Origin of the sequence: Algoriphagus sp. oki45 (genome assembly GCF_036245605.1) — a bacterium.
Classification (GTDB): domain Bacteria; phylum Bacteroidota; class Bacteroidia; order Cytophagales; family Cyclobacteriaceae; genus Algoriphagus.
Map to the genome: position 1 here is coordinate 581,596 of NZ_BTPC01000002.1, position 1,563 is coordinate 583,158.

At 37.4% G+C, this 1,563-nt stretch carries 1 protein-coding gene; it reads right to left on the reverse strand.

What is annotated here, in order from left to right; genetic code table 11:
* Window positions 1-211: 211 nt before the first annotated feature.
* On the reverse strand, window positions 212-1,243 hold the full coding sequence (locus AAA942_RS11995; RefSeq protein WP_338220509.1) for a hypothetical protein: 1,032 nt from the start codon (window positions 1,241-1,243) through the stop codon (window positions 212-214).
* Window positions 1,244-1,563 lie beyond the last annotated feature (320 nt).

Genomic DNA, 1,563 nt, shown 5'->3' on the forward strand with positions numbered 1-1,563 from the left:
TGGAGGGGCTGCAAAACTTATAATTGAGAGGCTATTGGAACTTACTCAACAACTCTAAGAGGACTTTTTGAGCTATCTAACCCTACAAATCCAACTGAAATTCCGACTCAATCCCCATAGGCACCTCACCGGTTTCGTGCAACAGCGCTTTCATTGTTCGTGCTACGCACGCAACGAAAGCTTAGTTGTTGGCAACAGTATTTTATTATTTTTATTTATCATAAAATCTTTTTTCAGCTTCGATTAATGGTAAGTGCCATTCCCATAATTCCTCTAAAGTCCTAAAGTTGTCAGGAATTTGATTTCCATCTTGAAAAGCTTCATTAGGTGTCATAGGCATTGCCCAATGATGATAACTCTCAACAGTTCTTCTTGGATGTAAGGCAAGGGACGAGTCAAAATAATCATTACAATAATGATAGTGATGTGTGTGTACAAAAGTTTCCCAAGATTTTAAAAGCTTATCTTCTTCTTGAATGTCGATAAATTCAAATTCTTCCATTGCTCTTTGGTCAACATTTCCCCAAGCATTTTGTAAAAGCTCGATTGCCTCAACATCTGTTTTAGGTGCTGAATATCCAAAAACAGTAACTCTTTCGGCTTCTTTTAGTCGGTTAGAAAGTGCTTGCCATTGTCCGTTTATGAAAGGGTCGCTGTTATAGTCTTTTTTGTCAACTGGGTACAATAATTTAGTTGGTACAAATTCTTGTTTAGTTTCTTTTGAAAACCAACCTGCTGGACCAGAAGAACCATTTGATTTGTCATAACCTAATGAAACACAACCGTGTAAAAATAAAATTCCAGGACTATCAGTAAAATTTCCATTTCTGACATAGGCTTTGTACAAAAACGGGTCCCAATTAAAGGTTGCGATTATATCTTTTCTGTGTCTTAAAGAAAGAACTAAATAATCGTAAATAGTTGGTTCATCTGGCAACTCTAATTCTTCAAAGTATTTATAAACTACTTTTTCTATATGTTCTCTTTCAGCTTTAAATTTGTTGTCTTTAGCTAACAAGCTGTAAAGCTTTTCAAAATCTTCTTTATGTTGTTGATATTCTTTCGGCAAGGCATTTACAACATCGGTCAATCCCACAACATCAATTACATTCCACATTAATGGAAGAGTTTTTCCATTTTTTTCGGGATTTCTCAAAGTTGAGGCATAAGTAGCACCAGCTCCAAGTATTACTACGTGTGAGCCTTTTCCGTGTACTATTTCTATTTCTTCTTCTTTGGTCATATTGTTGCCAACGGTTCTCGGCTTTGCGTAGTGGCGGATTTTTAGCACAAAAGTTCAATCGAAGCTCTGCACTCAAACCAACCACAAAACTGTCAAACGAAGCACTGAACCCGCCATTACGCAAAACCGATGTTGCACTAAACCTGCGGTAGTTTCTCCGATAAGCAGCCGGAAAGAGGTAACTTTTTGATTCAATCTTAACCGTTTTCAATCATGAAAAAAAAGAAAACCTCCTCCAGACCGCTTGCTCCAAGATAGCTGGATTTGCTGAACTACTGGCCAAGTTTGAGCAAAAAGTTACCGTTGCCGGCAAAAGTCAA